The following is a 25,549-nucleotide window of genomic DNA, read 5'->3' on the forward strand; positions in this document are numbered from 1 at the left end:
AAAGGATACTCTTATTTCCCCTTTGCAGCTCCAAGGTGGTCAATTACTAGGATCATCTAGGAGGCTTGCAGCCGAGACCTCCCTCTCTGTAGGATGTTCACTTAGTAATTGGTGTCCTTTTCTTTGCTTTTTTTCTATATATGAGATGACATAAAAAAACGCACGCATCCCTCTCTATAGGGACGAGTGCGTTTTACCCGTGGTTCCACCCAGATTCCCAACAAACATCCGTTTGTTGGCTCTAGCGCTTTAACGCAGCGTGTACGGTTGCTAGCTACACCTCTGTTCACTAGCTCAGCTTAAGGATGGTTAATCATTTCCCTTGTTGAGGAGTTTTCAGCAACCTCCCTCTCTGTACAACCGGTTGAAATGACTGTTGTTCCTATCATTGCTTTTTACGTTCGTTTTTAGATTTATAATAGAATATACAATATACTCCAAAAAGATACAACCATTACTTTCTATTTTTTATAAATTCTTACTTGATCTCCCTCTCCAACAATGAGCGTGTGCGCCATATTTAAGAAAAGTCCATGTTCAATGACACCTGTTAGCGTATCAAGCCAGGCGGCAAATGCCTCTACATTCTCATCCTGTGGCAGTTGAATATCAACAATATAATGACCACTATCGGTAATGAATATTTCTTCATCACTTCGACGTAATTGAGGTTGTAGTCCCTTCTGTTCAAATAGCGCTATACTATGCGATGCCCCAAACGGTAACACTTCAATGGGTAATGGAAAAGCACCTAACGTTTTTACTTTTTTCTTAGCATCAACGATCCAAATGACTTCTTTAGAAGCTTTTGCTACAACTTTTTCATATAAGAGTGCGCCTCCGCCCCCTTTAATTCCATTTAAGTGATCATCCACTTCATCGGCACCATCAATCGTCACATCAATATGTGAAACATCATCAATCGAAACGAGTGGAATGCCCCATTTGTTTGCTAAATCGGTCGTTGCTTGTGAAGTAGCCACCCCTTTGATCGATAAGCCTTCTTGTACACGTTGCGCCAATGCTTTTAACATATAATAAGCCGTTGAGCCTGTGCCAAGTCCAACAACCATTCCGTCTTTTATATAGTCACTTGCTCGCTCTCCTGCTAACTGTTTCTCATTCATTTCATAAAACTCCTTTACTTCTAAAAAAATAACTTCTATTAGCATACACGTTTACCCATCATAAGAGAAATTTTAGGATTGCAAATTTGTATTTTTGGGGTATCATAAACTATTGTTATAACTTAACTTTGGCGGTGAAACTATGCTCACGAATATGAAACGGTTGTTAATCGGACGACCGTTAAAATCAGCGCAAGCTGGTGATCAAAAATTAAATAAATTAAAAGCTTTAGCCATTCTTTCATCCGATGCATTATCGTCCGTTGCTTATGGAACGGAACAAATATTAATTGTGCTCGCAACTGTTGGTGTTGTTGCTTTTTGGTACTCGTTACCGATTGCTATTGGTGTACTTATTTTATTGCTGGCGCTTATTCTATCCTACCGACAAATTATTTTCTCTTATCCTCATGGCGGTGGTGCCTATGTGGTATCAAAGGAAAATCTCGGGACTAATTATGGATTAATTGCCGGTGGGTCGTTGCTTGTTGACTACATTCTAACTGTAGCGGTTAGTGTGTCAGCGGGAACGGATGCGATTACATCTGCCCTTCCATCGTTACATGCTCATAATGTAGCCATTGCTGTTGTACTCGTAATGATCATCACGATTTTGAATTTACGCGGGTTAACGGAATCAGCAACGATTCTTGCTTACCCTGTCTACTTATTTGTTCTCGCTTTAATTGTCATGGTAATCGTCGGAATCTATCACATCGCAACTGGCGCGGTTCCTGCGACTGCACATACACCAGTTGGTACATCGGTTACAGGCTTAAGTCTTTTTATATTATTACGTGCTTTTGCATCGGGTTGTTCGGCATTAACTGGTGTTGAAGCTATATCAAATGCCATTCCGAACTTCAAAAGTCCACAGGCTCGAAATGCGGCGACAACCCTCATTATGATGGGGTCACTGCTCGCTATTTTATTTACAGGCGTTACGTTCCTTGCCTATTGGTATGGAGTGGGACCTAAAGGAGACGAAACAGTCGTTTCGCAAATTGCTGCAGAGACATTCGGACGAAGCTATGTGTATTATTTTATCCAAGGAACAACTGCTCTCATTCTTGTGTTAGCTGCCAATACAGGGTATTCAGCGTTTCCACAGCTAGCTTATAACCTAGCAAGCGATAAATTTATGCCACGTATGTATACGATGCGCGGTGATCGTCTTGGTTATTCAAACGGTATTATTACGCTCGGTGTTGGCTCCATTTTGCTCATTATCGCTTTTGGAGGACAAACAGAAAACCTAATACCTCTCTATGCTGTTGGTGTATTTATTCCTTTTACGCTCTCGCAAACAGGTATGATTATTAAATGGGTTAAAGAGAAGCCTAAAGGTTGGATTCCAAAACTAACAGCGAACTTAATTGGTGCGCTCATTACATTAACTGTACTGCTGATTTTCTTAATTACAAAGTTCTCACAAGTATGGGCTGTTTTCATTTTCTTACCATTAATTATTATAATGTTTCATCGCATTCACCGTCATTATCGTGATGTTGGTGATCAATTGCGTCTTGAATCTGAACAACCACCGATTCCAATTGAAGGAAATGTCATTATCGTTCCCGTTGCTGGTATGACACGCGTTGTTGAGAACTCAATTAATTACGCTAAAACGTTATCTGATCAAGTGATTGCCGTATATGTTGCGTTTGATCGCGAAGACGAAAAACGCTTTGAAGAGAAATGGAAGCAATGGCAACCAGATATTCGTCTTGTTACCTTGCATTCTCAATACAGAAGTATTATTGGGCCACTTACGAAGTTTATTGATACAGCAAGCAATAAAGCGAAAGAATCAAATTATTGGGTAACAGTTCTCATTCCTCAATTTATTACGAAGAAAAACTGGCATAATATTTTGCACAACCAATCAAGTTTATTAATTCGTGCCTATCTTCTCTATCGAAGAAATGTAGTAGTTACGACAGTACCATATCGCTTTAAAAAATAAAGGATTACACAAATAAAAACACAATGTACTTACAATTATAAGTCATTGTGTTTTTTTGTCATTTATATGGTAAAACTAACATAAGGAGAGTTATCTAATACATTGATTGATAGAACTGTTACAGGCTACAACAACGCCCAATCACAACTCGTTGTTATACTCTTAGCGGTTATAGGAAAGAGGTATCCCGTTCAATTAATGCTCCTACATTACACAAGAAACTTCTACTTTAACCTGGGTTGTAATGCACTGCACGTAACCTACTTTCATTCATTTGCTCACAATAAAACCGTGGCCATCACCACGGTTTTAGTATTACAGTTTAAATTCAATTTTAAACGTCTCTGGATTTAGTTTTAATGCTGCTGCAAAAGGGTTTCCTTGTTTGTTCTTAAAGCCTTTGAGTGTCGTTGTTTCACCTTTTTCTAACAAGCGTTTCGCTTGTGCGGGCGATAGTTTCTTTTTGGCAATGATCCCGGAAATAGAAAATTTACAGCCTTCTTTGTAACCTGAACAACCGTAAAAATGATTGCGTTTAATATACACCACATCTTTACCACAGACAGGGCACGTACCTACCCGCTCTGCGCCACCTTTTGGTGATGAAACCGCAATATGATCCACCTTCCATGATGATGCTCCTGCCATTGCCTCCGTAATAACCTTTTGTGTCATGCGCCGAGTCAGCTCCATGAATTGACGGGCATCCGCTTTCCCTCTACCAATTTCAGAAAGCCGTTGCTCCCACACAGCCGTTGTTTCGGCCGAAGTTAAAATGGACGTTTCGCCAATCGCATCAATCAATACTTTTGCTTTTTCGGTCGCAAACACTTGGTTTTTCACTACGCTAATATAGTTTAAGACTTCAATTTTTTTAATAATGCTACTGCGCGTAGCCTCTGTTCCTAATCCTTGGACTTGCTTTAGCACTTTACTTAATTCTTCATCTTCAATCGTTTTTCCCGCTGTTTTCATAAGCGTCACTAGACTTCCGAGCGTATACCGCTTAGGCGCTTGTGTTTTGCCTTCGGTGACAGTTGTTTTCTTGGTACATCCTTCTGCACCTACAGCTACATCGGGTAACAGCGCTTGCTCTTCGTCTTGATCAAGTGGCTGATACATCACTTTCCGCCAGCCTTCCTGGATGACAACTTTTCCTTTTGAAAGAAATAAATCACGACCGGCGATCAACGTTGAAATTGTCGTCGTATCGACAATCGTCTGTTCATGGTGAGCCGCAATGACACTTTTAATAATCAAATCATAAATGTTGCGCTCATCCCTACTTAAAGAAGATGGGTCTTTAACGTTTTCGGTCGGAATGATGGCATAGTGATCCGACACTTTAGCGGCATTTACAAAGCGTTTATTGCCCATAATCGTCGGTTTAGGCGCAGGCAGTACCTGCTTATACGCCGGGTATTGCTCTAGCTTTGCTAAAATAGCCGGTAAGGTTTTTGCCTCTTCTTGCGTAATATGCGCGCTATCAGATCGCGGATAGCTGACCAGTTTCTTTAAGTAGAGCTCACTCGTAATATTCAATGTCTTTTCAGGCGAATATTTAAAAAGCTGGTTCGCCTTAGCTTGAAGAGTGGATAAATTAAACAGCAGCGGTGGCTCATAGGCTTTGCGCTCTTTTTTTACATCGGTAACCCGTCCTGCTTGACCATGACTTCGTTGTTGCACAAGCTCGGCTTCTTCTTTCGTCTTCATGCGACTATTGCCTTTGTCATCGTGCCATTTTCCTTGAAACGTCTCATTTCCCATTTGTAGCGTTGCGAGTACTTCATAAAACGTTTCTGGTTGAAATTGCTCAATTTCGCGTTCGCGTTTAACGATCAAAGCAACCGTAGGTGTCATTACTCGACCGGTAGGAAACGTTTGCCGGCCCGCACCATTTTTTTGCATGAGAATCGTATACACACGGGTTGTATTTAAGCCTACAAGCCAATCAGCACAAGCGCGTGCATATGCTTCATAAAAAACAGGCAGCGTTTCTGCTCCAGACTTCAACTGATGAAACCCATCTAAGACTGCTTTTTTCGTTAACGAAGAGATCCATAATCGCTTCACAGGTTTGTTACACTTCATATGGATAAGCAGTGACTTATAAATAAGTTCTCCTTCACGACCAGCATCCGTCGCGCCAATAATTTCGGTTACAGCCGGCTGAAAGGCTAGCTTCTTAATGAGTTGAAATTGCTCCCACTTAGACGATGACACTTTGTAGCGAAACCGCTCCGGCATCATTGGCAACGTCTCTAACTTCCATTTTTCCCACTCTGGCTTGTACTCTTTCGGTGGCACAAGTTCTAATAAATGCCCTACACACCATGTTAAGTAAGCACCTTGCTCAAACGGAGCCTGCGGGGGAATCTCATAATATCCTTTATGCTTTTTCACTTTAGAAAAAGGCCCGGCAAGCGCCTGAGCCTGAGAAGGTTTCTCTGCAATAATTAGCTTCATTCCTTGCTCCTTTTCACACCTTATAAGAAGAAGGCGAACATTTGTACTGTTAAGTATAGCATGAAAGATAGGAGGTCGTCACGAATACTGTTGTGAAAAAGTGAGTACGCAATGTAGTACGTTTATTCATAAAAAGGCTGTGGAACTTTGTTTGCTGCAATATACAATGGATGTCTAGGGTGACCGTTTTGAGTTCGCTCTATCGTGCAAATAGCGGTTGAATTCGCGTGAAGAAGTAACTGTAGCACCGCCTGGTCCCTCCTAAACAACTTACCATTTACTCCCCAAGCGAGGATTACTTTTTCACTATTCGCTACCGCCTGCAAAATATAGTGATCGTTGTCCTTTCCAATCGGATCCAGTGCTTCGCGTAACTTGTTAGGGTTCGTCGCTCTATACGCAAACAAATTCACAACTTCTAATGAACCATAGCCCCAATCTTTCGCAAACTGTACACATCTCCGTAACGTAGGATCATCTGTTAAATGATCAGCCGTACTTGGATTAAGCATAATAAAAGTAACCTTTGGGAGTGTGTGCTCCCAAATTCTCCATAAGGAATAGCGATACTCGCCATCAATAACCGCCCCACTACTATTCTCTACTAGTCTTGTATCCACGCTAACTTTTATCGTAAGCACCTCGTTTCTTAACATGGTATATTTTTATTGATTTCCTACGATTCAGCTAGTCTCCTAACACTTCATGACGTAAAAAAGGTAGATCAACGTCATCTACGAAAAACGCATTTCTTAAGAAATGCGCGCTTCCTAATTATTTATATTCCTTCAGAGCTAGTTTTTCGTATTCATCACTTTTTGCTGCTCATACATGTAGTAAATATAATCCGTCGCTACACCTTTTTCTCCTAATTGATGAAGCATCGCCGATAAGTTACCTCGATGATACGTGCCATGATTCACAACATGTTGCATAAAGTCACATAAAGGTGCGGTCGCTTCACCAAGTGCAGGATGATGGATGGTAAGTAACGCCGTGGAATCTTCTGTTTGTTCCAGAAGCTCAACAAACTGTTGCAATAAGTTTTCATGCTTTTTGTGTAATTCATCTAGATTACACTCTAATTCTGCTGTTAGAGATTGCAGTAACATGACGACTTCATCATAGCTTTTACCAGAAATAACGGCATACCAAAGGTAATCTGTTTTTACCATATGAAGAAGGGTATCACGAATACTTGGGAATACACTTTTTAGTTCGGTTGTTGTTAACTGTGCAGGTAAAGCTTGCACGTGCATAAACCACTTTTTGTTTGCCCAGCGATGATAATGGATGTTCTTCAACGCAGAATCCATAGACAGTTCCTCCATCTTCTCTTGACTTCATCACTTCTTATAATTCACGCTCTACCGAAAGAATTCCTGCTTGTCCAATAACAGGAATCTAAACGTTTATTGAAGAATAATTGAGGAGGATTGAACCTAGTAAGGAGGACTGTATGGGCCATTCACGCGTACGACTCCAAGAGATGACTCTCGCTGATTTTCCTAGTGTTCATGCGTACGCTTCACTACCAGCTTGCGCAACGTATCAAGCGTTGGGACCGAACACTGAGGAAGAAACCTATGCCTATATTCAGCAAGTAGTAGAAGAGGCAACCTATGAGCCGCGATCACGTTTTGTGTACGTAATATGCGAGGGAACCACCTCTGTACACGGAATTGGTGCGGTTGAATTACAAATCAAAGACCCCATTCAGGCTGTTGGTGAAATGGGCTATATTATTCATCCGCACTATTGGGGTCGTGGCTATGCGACAGAAGCCGCCGCGCAACTTCTGCAGATTGGCTATTCTTTTTTACGGTTGCAGCGAATTTATGCTACGTGCCATCCTGGCAATAAAGCTTCTTCTTCTGTTTTAGAGAAACTCGGCTTTCATTACGAAGCACTGCTTCCCAATCATATAAAAAGAATGGATGGCACTTGCAGTAGTTTTTTATACAGTCTTTTAAAAGAAGAATGGCAAGCGTTACGAGGACGAGAAAAGGACTTAGGGTTCAATGCTTCCTCTGTTTTATCGCATCTTCTGGAGCTTGAATCTTGATTTGCTCGCTTCTTAATTTCCTGCCCATACTTTGAGAGAGGTTTTGTCTGGCTTGCACGCGATTCACTTTGTGACTTTTTTCTACTCAATTTTTTGCCGCACTTGAGACTTTATTTTCTTCCTCCTCTCGCTTACGTTTCACACGTTTGCATCTGTAAGAGAAAAGACAAGCACAACATAAACGTGGCGTTACGTTCATGTCAGGAAGCTTGAAATAACCTGTAACATAAAAAAATGGCTTCAACATCAAAAACTGATGCTGAAACCATTTTTAAATTACTTAATCTGCAGCAACCGTAATGGTTGCTTCTAACGAAACATCAATGTTCCCTTGAACAGCTCGCGTAATCATACAAGATGCTTCCGCCTTTTCGGCTAATCGTTGCGCGCGTTTAACATCGTGAGAAGAGGCATTCTGTGCTAAGACGATAACTGGCTTGTGTATAATTTTCTTATACGTAATGACACCATTTGTTTCATCAACAATTCCCTCTGAAGACATCGTGAGAGATTTCTTCGTTAGGCCGCTGCGCTCCATCATCGCTGCAAGGGTAATAATGTAACATGTCGCCGCAGCGCCAAGTAACATTTCATCAGGGTTCGTTCCGATGCCTGGTCCATCCATCTCGGTAGGTATGGATATCGCCGTCTTCAAATGTGCGGTTTCAATCTCGCCAATGTCATTTCTTAGACCTGGCCAATTCGCTTTCAAATGAAATGTATGTTCTGCCATATTACAATCTCCTTTACAAGTAGTCTTCTTGCATTGTAACAAACTGCGTTAGCCACCGCAGGAAATATGCTAACAGAGTTAAACTATCTTTTCCTATAGAAAACATATAAAATAGTAAAGGGTGTTGTTTGTGACTAGAAAAGAAACACTAAAGGGGAAAAAAGAAACATGTCTATTCTTTTAGTAGATGATAATTCGGTTAATTTATTCGTCATCGAAAAGATTTTAAAAGGCGCTGGCTATGAAGATACCGTTTCTCTCTCATCCGCACAAGAGTTGTTTAATTATCTACAGCTTAATGATCCTACTGCAAAAAAAAGTGATGTGGACTTAATTCTCCTTGATATTATGATGCCAGAAATCGATGGTATTGAGGCGTGCACACAAATACAACAATCAGAGCGCTTAAAAGATATTCCTATCATCTTTATTACCGCACTTGAAGATAGTAATAAGCTTGCGCAAGCGCTTGATGTTGGTGGTATTGACTATATTACTAAACCGATTAATAAGGTAGAGCTGTTAGCGCGAATTCGTGTTGCGCTTCGTCTAAAGTATGAAAAAGATTGGCATATGGAACAAGAGAAAAAAATGCGTGATGAACTTGATTTAGCGATGCAAGTACAACGAAGCCTGTTAAATCCACCATTACAAGATGACTATATTAATATTAACGTTTCACATTTGCCGTCATTTAAGCTTGCTGGTGATATGTATTATTGGCACCGTTTTAATGAGCATCGGTACGGCGTTATTTTATTAGATATGATGGGACATGGCCTCTCTTCTTCTCTCGTGTGCATGTACATTTCCTCAGTTATGCGAGATGCTATTAAAATGTTAGAAGATCCCGAGCTTGTTATTCAAGAATTAAATCGATACATGGCGCTGTTACACAATCAGAAGAATTTATATAATTACTATTTTACGTGTATCTACTTAGTCATTGATACGAATGAAAAAACGATTGAATATGTGAATGCTGGCCATCCGCCCGGCTATGTCCTGGTTGACGATACAGAGCTGGTAATGCTTGAACGTAGCTGTGTACCAGTAGGCTTTTTTGATTCAATCGACGTTAAAAAATCACAGTTAACGTTTACAAACGATGCACAGCTTTTACTCTTTACTGATGGGGTCGTTGAAGCAAATCGGGATGAAAATAAGATTTTAGATAAGTTGAAATACATCGCTTCTCAAAAATGGAATCAAACTATCACATCCCCGATTCACCTTGTTATTCCGGAAGAAGAATTACAGAATCAGCAGGATGATATGTGTATCTTAATGATTCAAGCGACTGCTAGCAAAAAACCAGCTTCCATGACAACATCATAAGTTGAAAGAAAAGCCGTATGAACAAATGTTCATACGGCTTTTCTTATGTTTAGTGTTTTTTTCGATAAATTTTTTGTAGCGTAGAGAATTCTTCATAGCCAGTGGCACATTGAGAGAACCGTAACGATTCTTTATTCCCAAGCCCTAAAAAGCCGTCTGTACATAAGCTTTCATAAAACAGCGACTGCACTTCATTTTGCAACTCACTCGTAAAGTAAATGAGTACATTTCGGCAAATAATGACATGAAACTCATTAAAGGATGAATCGGTTACTAAATTATGCTGCGCAAATATAATATTTTTTAGGAGCGAAGGTTCAAAATAAGCAAAATGATTATCTGCTGTATAATATTCTGAAAAAGCTTCAGAACCTCCAGCTTGCAAATAATTTTTCGTATAGGTTTGCATTTTTTGTAGCGAAAACATCCCTTTTTTCGCTTTCTCCAATACTTCCTCATTCATATCGGTAGCATAAATCGTCGTTTTCTCCATTAAGCCTTCTTCTTTTAAAAGAATCGCCATTGAATATACTTCTTCACCCGTTGCACAGCCTGCATGCCAAATACGAATACTCGCTAACTTCTTGAGCTCGGGAACGACGGTATGTCGAAACACTTTAAAAAAATCGGGATCACGAAACATCTCTGTTACATTAATCGAAAAATCATTTAAAATCTTTTCTACAAAGCCACTTTCATGGAAAAGCTTTTCCTGCATCGAAGAAATGGTTGTAGCGCGCTCCATGCGCATCCGATTTTGCAAGCGCCTAACGATTGAAGAACGCATATATTTGCGAAAATCAAAACCCGAAAGTCGATACACTGCTTCTAAAAACAAATCGATTTCCATTTCTTCCATCGGCGTGAGATAATCTTCTTGTGATAACCCTTGATCGTTCATACATACCCGCATCCTTACTGATTTGAAATCCACACACGCATCACTGAAAACAATTGCTCAATCTTTAGCGGTTTGCTTACATAATCCGAAGCACCCACTTCAAGACATTTTTCGCGGTCATTTTTCATTGCTTTTGCCGTTAACGCAATAATCGGAATGTCTTGATATGCTTCTTGCGCACGAATGGCCTGTATCGTTTCATATCCATCCATCACTGGCATCATAATGTCCATTAAAATCAAATCAAGATTTTCTGTTTCTTCTAATAGCGTTAGACATTCATGACCATTTGCAGCTGTAATGACTTGCATTCCTTCATTTTGGAGCGCCGTCTTTAGCGCAAATATATTACGTTGATCATCATCCGTAATAAGAACGGTTTTCCCGCTAAAAAATCCTAATGCTCCTTGTTCGTTCGGTGGAAGCTTCTCTTCAACCTCTACTGTTGCTGCGACTTCTTGTAAGACCGTTTCCTCTTCAACCGAAGCAAGCGTTGTTACGCCTTCTGGTAAGCTCGGTAAATACATGTAAAATGTACTTCCTTTTCCTTCTTCACTTTCAAGTTCCAACGTACCACCTAAAAGTTTAATAAACTCTAAGCTAATCGATAAGCCGAGTCCTGTTCCACCAAACTTACGCGCGGTTGCTCCATCACCTTGCTGAAAGGCTTCAAATATATGGTCATGCTTTTCTTTTGGAATACCAATGCCCGTATCACTAACGGCAAAGCATAACCAATGATTTGCTTCTACCCTTTTCTCTTTTGGTGCTTGTGAAGAAATATGAACCGCCACCGTGCCTCGTTCGGTAAATTTAATCGCATTAGATAATAAATTCTTCAAAATTTGTTGAACTCTTGTTTCATCGGTATAAATGAGTGGCGGAACGTCGTTTTCCATCGCAACCCGGAAATCCAGTCCTTTTTGTTGTGCCACATGCGCAAAATTACGCTCTAATTGTTGCGGTAATTCACTCATATTCACTTCATTGAACAGCATTTCAAGCTTTCCAGCTTCTACCTTTGACAAGTCAAGAATATCATTAATTAAGTGCAGCAAGTCTTGTCCAGAAGAATGAATGACCCGCGCAAATTCCTCATCTTCCGCTAATTGATGGCTAGCTGCATTTTCCGCTAGCATCTCTGACAAGATTAAAATACTATTTAATGGCGTCCGTAATTCATGAGACATATTGGCTAAAAACTCAGACTTATACTTCGAACTTAACGATAGTTCTTGCGCTTGCTCTTCAAGCTCATTTTTTGCTTGTAATAACTCGCGCGATTTTCCTTCTGCTTCCAAGGATCGTTGCTCTAATTGCTCATTAATCATTCGCAATTCTTCGGATTGCATTTGCAGTTCCTCAGATTGCGTTTGAAGTTCTTCCGATTGTGCCTGAAGTTCTTCTGTTAAAGCTTGTGATTCTTTTAACAAGCGAACGATTTCCATGCGTCCGCTAATACTATCAACTGTTAATCCAAAGGTTTTTGTTACATTTTCAATTAAGGCCTTATGTTCTTCTGTAAAGGTTTGTAACGTTGCTAATTCTAAAACAGCAATCGTATCGCCTTCAAATAAGACAGGCACAATGATCACGTTTTTTGCTTGCGCTTCTCCTAACGCTGAGGAAACTAAAATATAGTCGTTCGGGACATTTTCGATAAGCAAGGGACTCTTTTCAATAGCACATTGACCGACTAACCCCTCTCCTATAGTAAAGACATCGCGACCAACATCAGCCGCCGTTCCGGCAAATTGTCCTTTTTTTATAAACTTTTTAGAATCCATACTTTCACGTACATAAATCGCGCCATAACTCGCATCCGTACTGCGAGCTACACCTGAAATAAACGTAGTACCAAGCTCATTCATTGTAGCTTTTCCTTGGTATTGACCGACAATTCCATTTGTACTTTTTTGTAGCCAATCACGCTTTTCTACGGAATCTAATAAGTCATTCGTCGCATGAGCAAGCTCGCGTATTTCATCCTTCGTTTTTACAAAAATTCGCTTTGACACATCGCCACCATTAGATGTCATCGCTTTAATGGATGCGATCACTTCTTTTACGGTATTAACAATAGATCGAGAAATAAATAAAGCAAGTCCAATGGATAAAGCAATTACCACGACGAGCAGCGAAATAAGACCATACGTTAAATTTTTATTTCTACTATCCAAATGAGCGGCTCGCTTTTCTGTTAATGAAATTTCAGTTGAGCGAAATTGTTCAAATTGCGAGCGAATATTTTCAACGTTTTGAATACTGTTTTCTTGTTGTAATCCCTTAACAGCTGCTGCATTTTTGTTATTTTTCTTGAGGGCGATGATGGGCTCACCTGTTTCATTAACCCATGACATCATCGCTTTTTTAATGTTAATTAAATTGTTTTGTTGAGAGGGGTTATCCGCTAATAATGAATAGAGTTGATTAAAATCGTCTCTCCAGCTATTTTCTGCTGCATTATACGACTTTAAGAAACGTTCACTACCCGTTAACACATAGCCTCGTTGCCCATTTTCCATTTCTAGAAGCTTTTTTTCAATTTCGTTTGTAAGACTATGCACTTGCAAATCATGATGAATAATGAAGTTCCGTTCTTTTTGCATGGTAGAAAGTTGATTATTGACCACAAAAATTGAAATCACAAGACATACAATAATCACTGCATAACCAGTTATAATTTTAGCAGAGATACCAAATCTATTTTTACCAATCATTCCTTGTTCCCATCCTGACTTATTTTGACGTCATCCAACACCACTTTTTATTATAAACAACTATGTTAATGTTGGATAGCAAGAGAAGCATAGTTTTTCTAAAAAAAGAAATAAGAAAAGACTTGGGACATTCTATTTCCTCAGTTTTGTGACGCATTCGCGAGCTGGGCTCTTGATTTGCTTTCTTTTTGATCTCTTGCACGTGCTATGAGGGATGATTTGCCTTGTTTGTCGGCGATTCGAGCGTTCCTGCGCGCGAATCGGGTGCTCCTGCGCGCGAATCGGGTGCCCCTGCGCGCGAATCAAGCGTCTCTGCGGGCGAATCGGGTGTCCTGCGCGCAATTCAAACGTCTCTGCGCGCAATTCACTCTTTTCGAAATCCTTAATTTGTTTCATGCTATTTCTAGAGACTTTTGCGTTTGATCCGTCTACAGGGAAAAGCAAAAAACTAGGCGTTGCGTTCATGACAGGAAACTTAAACGCAAGACAACCTAAAATGAAAATAACAAACGACATAAAAAAACAGCTTCAGCATCAAAAAACGATGATGAAGCCATTTTTTATGAGTAGGGTTGTTTATGTCCCAGCCTCTTTCTTCTTACAAATCTCCGAGCGGCTCGTTGTATACTTGCTCATCTAACTCATTGCGAACTTTACTACTTAAAATGCCTGCCGTCATAGAGCCAGACACATTTAATGCCGTCCGCCCCATATCAATGAGCGGTTCAACGGAAATAAGCAATCCTGCTAAAGCAATAGGTAGATTTAAAGAGGATAAAACAAGGATGGCCGCAAACGTTGCTCCCCCTCCTACACCAGCGACACCAAACGAACTAATTACCACAACCGCAAGTAAGGCTAGTATAAAAGAAGGCGTTAACGGATTAATGCCTACTGTCGGCGCAATCATTACGGCTAACATCGCTGGATAGATGCCTGCACAGCCATTTTGACCGATTGTTAAACCGAATGATCCAGCAAAGTTAGCCGTTACCTCTGGAACGCCCAGCTTCTTTTGCGTGCTCACATTCAGTGGTAACGCCCCAGCACTTGTGCGTGACGTGAAGGCGAATGAGAGGACGGGAATTGCTTTTTTTATATACGTTAACGGGCTTAGCCCGGAAAAAGTAATAAATAACAAATGCAGAATAAACATAAAAAGAAGTGCTACATAAGACGCAATAACGAACGTACCAAGCTTAGCAATGGCGTTAAGATCACTTACTGCTGCTGTTTTCGTCATGAGTGCTAGTATGCCATAAGGAGTTAATCGTAGCACAAGTTGAACGAGTTTCATCACAAGCTCATGAAGAACAGTAACGCCCTTTTCAAAATAAGCGACTTCCGGTCCTTGCTTACGCCTTATTCCTAAATAAGCGATGCCAAGCAACGATGCAAAGATAACTACAGCGATCGTTGAAGTAGGTCGCGCTCCCGTAAAATCAAGAAAAGGATTAGCAGGTAGTAAATCAAGTATTTGTGCTGGTAACGTTTTATCTTTAACTTCTGCATATGACATTTGCAGCTGCGATGCACGAGCCATTTCGGCCTTTCCTTTTACGATTGAATCGGCATCTAAATGAAAGGATAGTGCGGCTGCAATACCAACAGCTGCGGCAATCGCTGTTGTCATCAGTAAGAACGCAAGTACCGTGCCTCCTAATTTACCAACATCTTTCGTTTCCTTTATTTTTGTAAACGCGGAAAGAATGGAAACGAAAACAAGTGGTATGACGACCATTTGTAGCAATCGAACATAACCGCCACCCATTAAACTAAACCAATCATTTGAAGAAGTCGTTACAGCTGACGTACTATCGTACACATATTGCAAACTAAAACCAAAGATCAGGCCTAAAATCATAGCAAGAAAGACACGTTTTGCAAACGACCAGCCTTTTTTCTTTAACCAATAAAGACCTCCGGCTAATAGAAGTAAGATGATCACATTAACAATGGTCCAAATCGTTGTCACGAGCCATTCCCTCCTTTAGCTTTCGATAACCTCTTTTTCTCCTCCTTTTTGTTCAACTAAAAAAGCGACTACCTTTCGTAAGGTGAGTCGCTTTTCTCACTGCTTGTTGCAGCGGTGAGCCAACCCCTTGCCCCACTATATTCTAGGCCGCGGTTGTCCTATTCTGATTTTAATACTTTATACATCACAATATGTGGGCCGATTCCAGGTAAGTCAAACACGGGACCCTGCTTACGTAATCCTAGCTTTTCATAATAGCCACTCACTTCTGTTCGCGCATTGCACCACCAAACATCTGCCTGACGTTCATTAAGCATTTGTTCGGCATAACGCAATAGTGAGCTTCCAGCCTTTTCTTTACGAAAGTCACTTTTAGTTGCCATTCCCCGCAAACGATAGTGCTGTTTTCCTATAATGCTAGCTTGTACTTCGCAATAAAAAGAAGCGATCGAAATTAATTGATTCTCTTTAAATGCACCAAGATGAAACGTCTTTTTATCGAAATCACCATCAAATTGGCACGATTGCAAGGGTTGATTTGGACGAAGAACTTCTTGGCGAAGAGCATACGTTTCTTCTGCGGAAATTTCTTTAATCGTAATCATGCGAACAAACCTTTCTGAACACGCTCTAAGAAGTGCTGCGTAAATCGTTCACGATCAACGCGGAGCGCTACATCAATTCCAGACGGCGCTTGTTCTCCCACGCTTTGACCCCGACGCTCACCTTCTCGTTCTACGATCACATTCATTTTTTCCGTTTGTACAAAGCTTTGGTCAATCGCTACCCCAACAGCTAATGGATCATGCAGCGCACAACCGCCAAGCTGAGGATTTTCTTTTTCATAAAAATCCATATAAAAGTGGCACATTTGGGCAAAAAGCTGACCCGCCTTCGTCCCGCTATGCTCCCATACTTGTAATTCATCTCGCTTTAGCAACGTTTGCATCGTGACATCTAAGCCAATCAAGGTAACAGGTACGCCTGATTGCAGTACATAATGCGCACTATCGGCATCGCCAAAGAAATTTGCTTCCGCATAGGGTGTCACATTACCCGGCACTGTAACAGCACCACCCATCATAACAATGCGGTCAATTTCTTTTACCAAAGATGGTTCTTTTTCAAGAGCAAGTGCTACGTTTGTTTGGGTCGCAACTGTAATGAGCGTCACTTCATTCGGAAACGCTTTCACCATAGAAATAATAAAATCTACTGCGTGTTCTGTTTCTATTACATCGTTAACATCTGGAAACTCTGCATTACCAAGACCGTTATCACCGTGTACTTCATAAGCACGATGCCGCGTATCGCTCTGCTTAAACGGATGCTCGGCGCCTTGGAATACTTTAAGCTCTGGGGATTGAAGCAACGCTAGAATTTGTTTTGTATTTCGTGTTGCCTCCTCTGCCGAAACATTACCATAACCAGTCGTAATTCCAAGCAATTCAATTTCTGGGGATTGAAGCGCATAGGCGATAGCTAGCGCATCATCAATTCCTGTATCAACGTCTAAAATTACTTTTTTCATAGCCATCTCTCCTTTATTATCTCATTCCAATGTATAAACCAAGTCCAACGATGCAACAAAGGATGAGTACTACATAAATTCCCGACAAGCGAAATAAATTACTTTTCGTTGATGAACCGTACTTCTCATCCTTTTGTAGACCGACCATTACTGTTAATAACGTAACAATAAGACCTGCTCCAATTGCAATAAAAATAGCTGTCATTGGAATCCCCCCTCTCCCTATCGTAAAGGAGCTTTCCTTTAAATGCCACTATGTTTTTCAAGACTTTTTTGACAGTCGTGTTTCAAATAGAATCATAGCAGGGAATACTAATGCTAGTAGGTTCAACATTCGAATTTTTATAGAATGGTAACAGGACTAAGGAGAAGCTTGTAGAATGTGTTAGTAAGCTTTTTTTGTGCGTCATCCACTAGAAAGGGTTAACTTTCTATCACGTTACACGCTACTCATGGTAAAATAAGAAAAATCCCAACATAAGAAGAGACGTACTGTATCTTATTGCTCCTTTTTGTACTACAACTTGCACTATATGAACTTGAGGTGATTCGATGCCAAATACTAAGTTTTTTCGATTTGGTTATACCATTATAATACTACTGCTTATTATTCTTCTATCTTCTAAAGTAAGCTTTATTTTTCATCCAATTGAGATTATCTTTAATACGCTTTTCTTTCCGCTTCTCATTGGTGGGGTCATTTTTTATTTACTTCGTCCTATTGTGTACTACTTACATAATAAAAAAGTACCGAAAGTCCTTTCCATCCTTTTAATTTATTTGCTCTTTATCGGGCTTGGGACGTTGCTTGTCTTTTTAATTGGACCGAAGTTACAAGATCAGTTTGAAGGACTTATTCGTAACATTCCAGGCATTGTTGACTCACTGAACCAAAAGATTAACACGTTACGAGAAAATAAATGGTTTGATCGTTTTCAGCATAATGACTTTCTATCGCTTGATAGCATTATGACAAAAGCAAGTGAGTACGCTAAAGAATTCGCCAATGATATCGGCTCTAAAATTACCGACATTATCGGTATTCTAACAAGCATTGCAACCATAATTGTCACAGTTCCATTTATCGTTTTTTATCTCTTAAAAGACAGTCAAGGACTTGGCACGCGTGCTGTCCGTTTCTTACCTTACTTACAAGCAACCGAAGCAAAGAAAATTATTAAAGATATGGATGAGGCCGTCAGTTCGTATATCCAAGGACAAGCACTCGCAGCTTTTATTGTTGGGGTAATGATGTATATAGGATACTCCATTATCGGTTTACCGTACGGACTAATCCTTGCCGTTATTGCTATGATTACGAACATTATTCCTTTTCTCGGTGCTTTTATCGCTTTCGTGCCTGCAATCATTATTGGACTCATCACCTCTCCGGTCATGGCCATTAAAGTAGCTTTTGTTGTTATTGTTGTTCAACAAATTGATGGAAACGTTACGTCGCCACTGATCATGGGAAGAAAACTTGATATCCATCCATTAACAGTCATTCTAATCTTACTCGTAGCCGGAAATTTAGGCGGCTTACTCGGGATGATTCTCGCTGTTCCTACCTATGCTTTATTAAAAGTAATTGTGAGTCATACGTATCGTTTATATCGATTAAGTAAAGACAAAGAAAAAGATGGGATTCAAATTATTGAATAACGCTAAACGAAAGACAGTCGGTCTCTCAAGAAGTCGACTGTCTTTTACTTTCTTCAACGTTCGCCACTTTCTCTAAATCTTTTTTCCGATAGAGATGCAGCGCTGGATAATGTGTGTCAACATACAAAGAAAAACCTAACGCTACGGCACGAATACAAAAATGGCGATCTTCACCCCAAAATGAAACATTCTCTAATTTAGAGAAGTTAACACCAGCCTTAAGTACTTTGGCACTAAGGAGTGTACATGCCCCGAGCCCACCTACCTTATAAACACCTTTCTCGCGCAACTGTAATAAAAAAGCATACATTCTTTCCCTTTGTTCTGCTGCCGTTTGTTGCTTATGCTTTTCAAACATAGAATATTCATCTTCAAGCCAAACTTGCGGTAATTCCATCGCCCCCTCTTTCCACTGCGTCCAAAAAATCTCACTTATAATCTCTTTTTGCAAGCTACATAAATGAGAAAGCGTCTGCGGATGTAACACAAGATCAGAGTCTACAAGAAATAAATAATCAACAGCTTGCCGAAGAGCCTCAGCAATAAAATAATTTTTAAACTGCGCTACTTTCCATACAGATCGATCATCCCAATAATGTGTATCCTCATCTTTCCGATACCCTTCTGAATCGTCAGCGGAAATCACGATGGCATTCTCTAGTGAGGCCGCAGCATTTCCTAACAATTCTGACGATGCTTTTTGCTCATTATGATCAATGAATAAATAGCTAACAGTAAAATCACGCGTCACTAATTGCTGTAAAGAAGTTAAGAAGGCAGTTAAAATGGCGGGGTCCTGACGAATGGGACTAGCAATCATAATCCGCATTATGATTGCGTTCCTGTTAATTCTACGAGAATCCATTTATGAGTGGTCCACGTTTCTTTATAAAGTTCTTTACATGTATAAACTTTCTTTAAATCTTCTAAAAAAGGATAATGATGAAAATCATCGATTAATACGAGTGTACCTCGTTGTAATACATGTCGAAATAAAGGAAAAGCGAGAGAACGCCCATTACCGTGAGGACCATCTAATAAGAGAACATCGATTGGCTGTTCTTGTAGAACAGCTGGTAATTTAGTATAAAATGCATTGCGAACCGTATAGTGATGACGCTGTTCAAAAGGGAGCGCCGTTACGCTTTTTTTCCATAGAGTAAGAGGATCATCGCTTATAAAAATCGCCTCTTTTCTTTCCTCTGTTACGGTTGATAAAGAATCATAAACAATATGGATGGCATCAACTGTTGCCGTTTTCAGTTTCAGTGCATATCCCCATTCGCTATCGTGCGTGATGGTCGTTACATTTCCTAAAAACACACCTTTCTCCATTAAATATTTCCAATATACTGTCGATCGCCCACCGCCTAGTTCAACAACAGTTGCGTTCGGCTTTGCATGACGAGCAACGTGAAAAAAGGCACTTTTTGAAATAGAATGATCTTCACAAATAGCTGCACTCTCATGAATAGCCTCATGCTCTATCACATTTCGAATCGCTTGCACGTTCAATGGCATCTTCCTCCCATTCTAGTAAGTGAGGATTTGCGTCTAAAATTGACTCATATTGACCTAAACTACCATATTTACCGTCTGAATCTAACGCTTTATATCGCTCATACTTTGCGCAACGATCCTTAAGCGTTGACCAGCCTAAGTGTTGCATGCGATAAGGTAAGCATTGATAGCTAAATGACTGTATCGTGGTTGGGAACCTTCCACAATGAAGTGGCTGAGTAAGCCATTCGTACGGAATATCTTTTTTGTAACGAACAAGAAAGGGGCGATATATCTTATGAGCACTCCAATATTGATCTTCTCGATAATGAGTGGCGGACCACATATCGTACATTCGAAAATAAAAAGCATCTACCTCTGAACAACGGGTATAGTGACGGATTTGATGATAAAAAGACGTTTCAAATCGTTCATCTGCATCCATCGTCAAAATCCACTCTGGATTAAAACTTGTTGCCACTTCCCATTGTTGTTTTCGCAAGGCAACTTCATTGGTAAATAACGATGTGTTATTACGAATAATTTGGTGTGATGTATGACGTAACACGTCTAAACAGCAAGCTATGGTACGATCTGTGCTTCCGTCATCAATAATGACGATATGATCACAAATGGTTTTATACTCTGTTAAAACTCTTTCTAAATATCGGTTTTCTTCATTTTTTACAATCATCGACAACAGTAGATGAGGATTCATAGCTTTTGTTCCTGTCGATCACGTTGAAAAAACATTTCATTTGATAGGATGGATGAATGACTGTCGTTCAGTCGCATAGCTTCTTTATGATGCTCCATAGCCTTTTGACGATTATTTACCTTTTCGTAACATACCGTTAATTGAAGATGTGGAAGCCAAGACCAAGCTGCTTCATTATGGGTAATTCCTTTCATTAGAGGCTGTTCTTTTCGCTCTAGTGCTTGTTCATACCAATAGATGGCTTGACGCAGATGATTCCCTTCTAAATAAATCGCCCCTAATCGACAGCAAACTTCTGGGCGAGGTACATCGTAAATAAAACTGCGAACCAAACATTCAAGCTCCTCTTCCGTTTCATATAACATTTCATAACATTTTGCTAGTTTAAGACATGCGGAAATCCGATCCTCTACCCACCCCTCTTTACAGTCTAAGAAGGTTGTATAAACTGAGATTGCCTCTTCCCAATAACTATGATCGAGTAGTTCGTTGCCATAATAAAACATATCTCGAACACTCAATTCCTGCCCACTCTCTAGATAACGATGATAAATTTTCAAATTACGGTCGTTATATGCTTTCTCCTTTTTATGCAGAATAGAAAGCTCCGTTGTTACAATAACCCCAGACACTTCTAAGTATTCATGAACGACTCCTTGCCACTTAAACTGACACGCTCGTTTAACAAGCCGATTCCTCACAATACTTTTCGTTGGCTGCCCTCTTTGGTCAAAGGCCAGGTGATAATTCATTTGAACACTATCAACCTCTGGAGAAAGGTTTTTTTTCAATTGAATAAAGGCCTCTAAATCATTTTTATGAAAGACATCATCTGCATCTAGCCACAATATATACTCTTTAGATGCGTGAGAGAATGAGAAATTACGAGCTAACGCAAAATCATCCTGCCACTGAAAGGGAACTATATGTTCCGTATATTTTTGCGCAATACGAAGCGTATCATCTGTCGATCCAGTATCGACAATTATAATTTCATCAACCACATCCTGCACTGAACATAAACACCGCTCAAGCACGGCTTCCTCATTCTTCACAATCATACAAAGACTAATTGTAATCACTTTTTTCTCCTTTCCTATTGATCGCTTAAGTTCCACTCCCAAAACAAACTGCATTCACATTTCTCGCTTCCACTGCTGAGCTAAGCACATTTAATACCGTTGTATATTCAATGGTAATTGTATAAGCATTCGTACCTGTAGCACCGACTGTATCTACATACGTATTAGAAGTAACAAATCGAATCGTTCCCGATGCAGAGCCACCCCGCGTAATCGTTACCTCGTTCAGCAACGTCCCATTTCTCCGAATACGTAAGCTATAAGAGAAGTTCCACGCCAATACGCCTAAAGTAACTGCTACTTGAGTTGTATGATCAATTTTCACCCTTTGACCACTTACTACAGGAACGTTTAAAGTTTGTATGGTTGTCTCTCCTGAAAGAGGTACAGACAGAGAGACATTTGCGCTATTATCGTAAAGTGAGTTTAATGCTGGTACTGAACTCCCTGTTGCTCCAGTAGCACCTGTTGCTCCAGTGGAACCCGTTATACCTGTTTGACCCGTCACTCCTGGTAGACCTGTCGAACCCGTTTCTCCAGTTACACCGGTGTTACCAGTTGCTCCGGTTGTTCCTGTTGTTCCAGTGGAACCCGTTATACCTGTTTGCCCCGTCGAGCCCGTTACACCTGTCGAGCCTGTTACTCCGGTGACTCCCGTTGCGCCAGTTGGACCTGTTGTTCCCGTGGAACCTGTAATACCTGTTTGACCCGTCACTCCTGGTAGACCTGTCGAACCCGTTTCTCCAGTTACTCCGGTGACACCCGTTGGGCCGGTTGCGCCGGTTGTTCCCGTGGAACCTGTAATACCTGTTTGACCCGTCACTCCTGGTAGACCTGTCGAACCCGTTTCTCCAGTGACTCCAGTGACTCCCGTTGGGCCTGTTGCGCCGGTTGTTCCCGTGGAACCTGTAATACCTGTTTGCCCCGTCACTCCCGATACACCTGTCGAACCCGTTTCTCCAGTGACTCCAGAGACTCCCGTTGGACCTGTTGTTCCCGGTAGACCTGTCGAACCCGTTTCTCCAGTTACTCCGGTGACACCCGTTGCCCCGGTTGTTCCCGTGGAACCTGTAATACCTGTTTGACCCGTTGCTCCCGTTGCTCCCGTTATACCTGTCGAGCCCGTTTCTCCAGTTACCCCGGTGATACCCGTTGCCCCGGTTGCTCCGGTTGTTCCCGTGGAACCTGTAATACCTGTTTGCCCCGTCGCTCCCGTTATACCTGTCGATCCCGTCTCTCCAGTGACTCCCGTTGGGCCTGTTGCGCCGGTTGAACCCGTGGAACCTGTAATACCTGTTTGCCCCGTCACTCCCGGTAGACCTGTCGAGCCCGTTTCTCCAGTAACCCCGGTGACACCCGTTGCCCCGGTTGCGCCGGTTGAACCCGTGGAACCTGTAATACCTGTTTGCCCCGTCACTCCTGGTAGACCTGTCGAACCCGTTTCTCTAGTTACCCCGGTGACACCCGTTGCCCCGGTTGTTCCCGTGGAACCTGTAATACCTGTTTGCCCCGTCACTCCCGGTAGACCTGTCGAGCCCGTTTCTCCAGTAACCCCGGTGATACCCGTTGCCCCGGTTGCTCCAGTTGAACCTGTAATACCTGTTTGCCCCGTCGCTCCCGTTATACCTGTCGATCCCGTCTCTCCAGTTACCCCGGTGACACCCGTTGCCCCGGTTGCGCCGGTGGAACCTGTTGGACCTGTAGCTCCTGTTTCTCCTTGCACTCCAGCTAAACCTGCAGCTCCTGTAGGCCCTGTTGCACCCGTCGCACCTGTCAATCCAGTCGCACCAATCACAGAAATACCTGTCACATTCATAATAGGATCAGGAGGATCGTAAATGGCCAAATTTAAAAATGAGCGTTCAATAAGAGAAATTAAAATCGCTTTAGAACAACAATCATCACAAATTAGAACAATTAACTGTAATATTTTATTTAAATACGATTGAAGTAATATTCCTAACCCTTTTGGCGTAAATGATGATCCATTTAAAAATGTACTTAACGTCTGACTAATGACAACTAACTCTTGATAAGCTGGCCTCATATTCAGTTCACAAAATAAAGCATCCAGTTGATAAATTGTTAAAGAAAGAAAAGAACGTTTTTCCATTGTAGGGTTCGAGAAGATCGTTACTATTTGATTAGACAGTGAAAAAATAAGATTAGAGAGTCTTTTACTTTGCAAAAAAGAAATTTCCACGCAACCTGCTACTGTATTCATTTTTTTCTGCTTTAACCTGCATTCATCACACAAGAATTTTCGATTATGTTTACGCAATGGCTTACCGCAATGGAGACAGCGTTTACTCACTAAAATCCCCTCACTAGAAAGCATCCTTCTTGTCATGTTTATGCACTCTCTAGTAAATGTAAGACATTGTAAAATGAATAAAATTTCACAATTTACAGACTTATAGTAAAATAAAAAACAGGAGGGATTATAATGACAAAAACATTTGAAGAAAAATTCAATGACTATGCTGAGCTAGTCGTTAAAGTAGGACTTAATTTACAAGAAGGACAACGTTTATTAATTAAGGCACCAATGGAAGCAGCTGGTTTTGTTCATAAGGTAACTGAACACGCATATAAAAATGGTTGCAAGCGTGTCTTTGTAGACTACAAAGATGCTGCATTAGAACGGATTCACTATACATACGCAGCTGAGGAAGTCTTAGAAAACTTTGCACCTACTTGGGAACAAGAACTATTCACCTCTTTAACAGAACATAATGATTGTTGCCTACTCATTACTGGAGAAGCACCGAATGCTTATAGCGGTATTGATAGTAAACGACTAAAGATGGTAACAAAAAATAACGCCAAACATACGGAAGCATTTACAAAGGCACGGTTGAATGGTGAGGTTCCTTGGGTGATTGCTGGTGTCCCTACAAAAGGGTGGGCTGCTTCTGTCTTTCCAGATCAAACAGAAGAAGAAGCTATTGCATCACTGTGGGAAGCCATCTTCCAAACCGTCCGAGCAGATGTTACGAATCCAGTAGAGGCTTGGGAAACACATGTACAATCATTAACTCAAAAAGTAAATTTCTTAAATGAAAAGAGAATAAAAACACTTCACTACCGCTCAACAGGAACCGATTTAACAATTGAACTTCATCCCGATCATCTATGGATGGGCGGTGGACACCAATCTACTGCTGGAAAAATGTTTATACCCAATTTGCCAACTGAGGAAGTGTTTACAGCTCCTTTAAAATACGGAGTAAATGGAACGGTTTCGAGTAAAAAACCACTCTCAGCAATGGGGAACATTATTGATCATTTCTCTCTTACATTTAAAGATGGTAAAGTGGTAGATTACGCTGCAGAAAAAGGTTATGACACCTTAAAAGAATTACTTTCTTTAGATGAAGGTATGCTTTATTTAGGAGAAGTTGCCCTTGTACCTCACGATTCACCAATTTCAAATTCAGGCGTTATTTTCAACAATACATTATTTGATGAAAATGCCTCTTGTCACTTAGCAATTGGTAACGTCATTTCTATGAATATCGAAGGTGCAGGCGCAATGTCAAAAGAAGAATTAGAAGAAAAGGGAATTAATAGTAGCACAGGACATACGGATTTCATGATTGGTTCCCATGATTTACACATTGAAGCAGTTGATTATCAAGGACATTCTTTCACTTTATTCGCTGATGGAAATTGGGCTATTTAACCTAGCAACAACGTCAGTAGTGAATACGTACAAACTAGAATAGTAGGAAAATTTGCCCGTCATAAAATATCTTTTATGAC

Annotated in this window: 21 protein-coding genes and 2 other annotated features (1 of these 23 cut by a window edge); of the genes, 5 read left to right on the forward strand and 16 right to left on the reverse strand. The window is 40.7% G+C overall.

The window, feature by feature from the left end; all coding sequences use genetic code 11:
- Positions 1 to 133, reverse strand: a binding site (T-box leader) (it extends 94 nt beyond the left edge of the window).
- 42 nt (positions 134 to 175) lie between these two features.
- Positions 176 to 398 (reverse strand) — a binding site (T-box leader).
- Positions 399 to 461: 63 nt separating this feature from the next.
- Positions 462 to 1,127: a ribose-5-phosphate isomerase RpiA gene (gene rpiA, locus A374_RS05420; RefSeq protein ID WP_007201188.1), complete on the reverse strand. Its 666-nt coding sequence runs from the start codon at positions 1,125 to 1,127 to the stop codon at positions 462 to 464.
- A gap of 142 nt (positions 1,128 to 1,269) precedes the next feature.
- Here rpiA and A374_RS05425 point away from each other — a divergent pair, with 142 nt between their 5' ends.
- Entirely contained in the window at positions 1,270 to 3,093 is a 1,824-nt protein-coding gene (locus tag A374_RS05425) for an APC family permease (RefSeq protein ID WP_007201189.1), read from the forward strand.
- Between the two features lie 315 nt (positions 3,094 to 3,408).
- On the opposite strand, the gene A374_RS05430 is transcribed toward A374_RS05425, so the two are convergent.
- The 3 genes from A374_RS05430 to A374_RS05440 form a co-directional block, all read right to left on the reverse strand.
- Complete coding sequence (locus A374_RS05430) at positions 3,409 to 5,559, reverse strand: type IA DNA topoisomerase (RefSeq protein ID WP_007201190.1); 2,151 nt, start codon at positions 5,557 to 5,559, stop codon at positions 3,409 to 3,411.
- A gap of 122 nt (positions 5,560 to 5,681) precedes the next feature.
- Entirely contained in the window at positions 5,682 to 6,179 is a 498-nt protein-coding gene (locus A374_RS05435) for a DUF1643 domain-containing protein (protein ID WP_040340364.1), read from the reverse strand.
- 174 nt (positions 6,180 to 6,353) lie between these two features.
- A complete protein-coding gene (locus A374_RS05440; RefSeq protein WP_007201192.1) occupies positions 6,354 to 6,875 on the reverse strand; it encodes a DinB family protein in 522 nt (173 codons plus the stop codon).
- Between the two features lie 143 nt (positions 6,876 to 7,018).
- Here A374_RS05440 and A374_RS05445 point away from each other — a divergent pair, with 143 nt between their 5' ends.
- On the forward strand, positions 7,019 to 7,624 hold the full coding sequence (locus A374_RS05445) for a GNAT family N-acetyltransferase (RefSeq protein ID WP_007201193.1): 606 nt from the start codon (positions 7,019 to 7,021) through the stop codon (positions 7,622 to 7,624).
- A gap of 280 nt (positions 7,625 to 7,904) precedes the next feature.
- Here A374_RS05445 and A374_RS05450 read toward each other — a convergent pair whose 3' ends face one another.
- On the reverse strand, positions 7,905 to 8,357 hold the full coding sequence (locus A374_RS05450) for an OsmC family protein (protein ID WP_007201194.1): 453 nt from the start codon (positions 8,355 to 8,357) through the stop codon (positions 7,905 to 7,907).
- Positions 8,358 to 8,525: 168 nt separating this feature from the next.
- Between A374_RS05450 and A374_RS05455 the strand changes: the two genes are divergently transcribed.
- On the forward strand, positions 8,526 to 9,695 hold the full coding sequence (locus tag A374_RS05455) for a SpoIIE family protein phosphatase (RefSeq protein WP_007201195.1): 1,170 nt from the start codon (positions 8,526 to 8,528) through the stop codon (positions 9,693 to 9,695).
- A 49-nt stretch (positions 9,696 to 9,744) separates the two neighbouring features.
- On the opposite strand, the gene A374_RS05460 is transcribed toward A374_RS05455, so the two are convergent.
- The 6 genes from A374_RS05460 to A374_RS05485 form a co-directional block, all read right to left on the reverse strand.
- Positions 9,745 to 10,596: a CheR family methyltransferase gene (locus A374_RS05460; protein WP_007201196.1), complete on the reverse strand. Its 852-nt coding sequence runs from the start codon at positions 10,594 to 10,596 to the stop codon at positions 9,745 to 9,747.
- Positions 10,597 to 10,610: 14 nt separating this feature from the next.
- Positions 10,611 to 13,316: an ATP-binding protein gene (locus tag A374_RS05465; RefSeq protein ID WP_007201197.1), complete on the reverse strand. Its 2,706-nt coding sequence runs from the start codon at positions 13,314 to 13,316 to the stop codon at positions 10,611 to 10,613.
- Between the two features lie 598 nt (positions 13,317 to 13,914).
- Positions 13,915 to 15,291 (reverse strand): L-cystine transporter, encoded by a 1,377-nt coding sequence (locus tag A374_RS05470; RefSeq protein ID WP_007201198.1) that lies wholly within the window; start codon positions 15,289 to 15,291, stop codon positions 13,915 to 13,917.
- Positions 15,292 to 15,449: 158 nt separating this feature from the next.
- Positions 15,450 to 15,896, reverse strand: a complete 447-nt coding sequence (locus tag A374_RS05475; RefSeq protein ID WP_007201199.1) for a GNAT family N-acetyltransferase — start codon at positions 15,894 to 15,896, stop codon at positions 15,450 to 15,452.
- On the reverse strand, positions 15,893 to 16,822 hold the full coding sequence (locus A374_RS05480; RefSeq protein WP_007201200.1) for a nucleoside hydrolase: 930 nt from the start codon (positions 16,820 to 16,822) through the stop codon (positions 15,893 to 15,895). Before A374_RS05480 ends, A374_RS05475 begins: the two co-directional genes overlap by 4 nt.
- A 16-nt stretch (positions 16,823 to 16,838) precedes the next feature.
- Positions 16,839 to 17,027: a hypothetical protein gene (locus A374_RS05485; RefSeq protein ID WP_007201201.1), complete on the reverse strand. Its 189-nt coding sequence runs from the start codon at positions 17,025 to 17,027 to the stop codon at positions 16,839 to 16,841.
- A 347-nt stretch (positions 17,028 to 17,374) separates the two neighbouring features.
- Here A374_RS05485 and A374_RS05490 point away from each other — a divergent pair, with 347 nt between their 5' ends.
- The gene (locus tag A374_RS05490) at positions 17,375 to 18,484 is read left to right on the forward strand and encodes an AI-2E family transporter (protein WP_007201202.1); all 1,110 of its coding nucleotides are present in this window, start codon (positions 17,375 to 17,377) and stop codon (positions 18,482 to 18,484) included.
- Positions 18,485 to 18,509: 25 nt separating this feature from the next.
- Here A374_RS05490 and A374_RS05495 read toward each other — a convergent pair whose 3' ends face one another.
- From A374_RS05495 to A374_RS21270, 5 genes are read right to left on the reverse strand one after another with little or no spacing between them, the layout of a single operon-like run.
- Positions 18,510 to 19,313, reverse strand: a complete 804-nt coding sequence (locus A374_RS05495; RefSeq protein ID WP_007201203.1) for a glycosyltransferase family 2 protein — start codon at positions 19,311 to 19,313, stop codon at positions 18,510 to 18,512.
- On the reverse strand, positions 19,313 to 19,993 hold the full coding sequence (locus A374_RS05500) for a class I SAM-dependent methyltransferase (RefSeq protein ID WP_238535156.1): 681 nt from the start codon (positions 19,991 to 19,993) through the stop codon (positions 19,313 to 19,315). The genes A374_RS05495 and A374_RS05500 overlap by 1 nt, the downstream gene beginning before the upstream one ends.
- Positions 19,962 to 20,702, reverse strand: coding sequence for a glycosyltransferase family 2 protein (locus A374_RS05505; protein WP_007201205.1), 741 nt, complete (start codon positions 20,700 to 20,702; stop codon positions 19,962 to 19,964). The genes A374_RS05500 and A374_RS05505 overlap by 32 nt, the downstream gene beginning before the upstream one ends.
- Positions 20,699 to 21,784, reverse strand: a complete 1,086-nt coding sequence (locus A374_RS05510) for a glycosyltransferase (protein WP_040340344.1) — start codon at positions 21,782 to 21,784, stop codon at positions 20,699 to 20,701. Before A374_RS05510 ends, A374_RS05505 begins: the two co-directional genes overlap by 4 nt.
- A 25-nt stretch (positions 21,785 to 21,809) precedes the next feature.
- Positions 21,810 to 24,008, reverse strand: coding sequence for a collagen-like repeat preface domain-containing protein (locus A374_RS21270; RefSeq protein WP_007201207.1), 2,199 nt, complete (start codon positions 24,006 to 24,008; stop codon positions 21,810 to 21,812).
- Positions 24,009 to 24,230: 222 nt separating this feature from the next.
- On the opposite strand from A374_RS21270, the gene A374_RS05520 reads away from it, so the two are divergent.
- A complete protein-coding gene (locus tag A374_RS05520; RefSeq protein ID WP_007201208.1) occupies positions 24,231 to 25,469 on the forward strand; it encodes an aminopeptidase in 1,239 nt (412 codons plus the stop codon).
- The last annotated feature ends 80 nt before the right edge of the window (positions 25,470 to 25,549 follow it).

This window comes from Fictibacillus macauensis ZFHKF-1 (assembly GCF_000269865.1).
Lineage (GTDB): Bacteria > Bacillota > Bacilli > Bacillales > Fictibacillaceae > Fictibacillus_C > Fictibacillus_C macauensis.